This window comes from Luteococcus sp. Sow4_B9 (assembly GCF_052116585.1).
In the GTDB taxonomy this organism is placed as follows: domain Bacteria; phylum Actinomycetota; class Actinomycetes; order Propionibacteriales; family Propionibacteriaceae; genus Luteococcus.
This window is the reverse complement of sequence record NZ_JBQKKT010000082.1, coordinates 1-413: the sequence shown is the minus strand read 5'-3', so window position 1 is coordinate 413 and position 413 is coordinate 1. Positions and strand designations below refer to the sequence as shown.

The 413-nt window shown below is 69.0% G+C and carries 1 pseudogene; it reads right to left on the bottom strand.

Annotated features, from left to right (window positions below):
* A pseudogene (locus tag ACTQ49_RS15045) lies at positions 1-413 on the bottom strand (IS3 family transposase); the annotation flags it as partial.

The following is a 413-nucleotide window of genomic DNA, read 5'->3' as shown; positions in this document are numbered from 1 at the left end:
CAGGCCATGAGCGCGCATCACCCGCGCGACGCGCTTGTGGTTCACCCGCGCCTGTGGCTCGGCGCCGTCGTTGAGTTCGGCGGTGACCCGCGGCGCGCCGTAGGCCGGATCGCCCCCAGCCTTGGGGTCCTGCACGGCGCGGATCCGTGCGGCGAGCTGGGCGTCGGCCTGTTCGCGTTGCTGGCGGGCCGGTGCTGCCTTCTGCCAGGCGTAGAACGAGGAGCGGGACAGTTCCAACACTTGGCACAACCGCTTCACCTGATAGGTGGTCTGGTGGTCAGCGACGAACTGGAAGCGGTTGGCCAGTTCGTCTCCCCGGCGAAATACTTGGCTGCCTTGCGCAGGATGTCCCGTTCGGTCTCGATGCGGGCCTTGTCCGCCCGCAACCGGGCGTTGTCGGCCTCCAGTCGGGC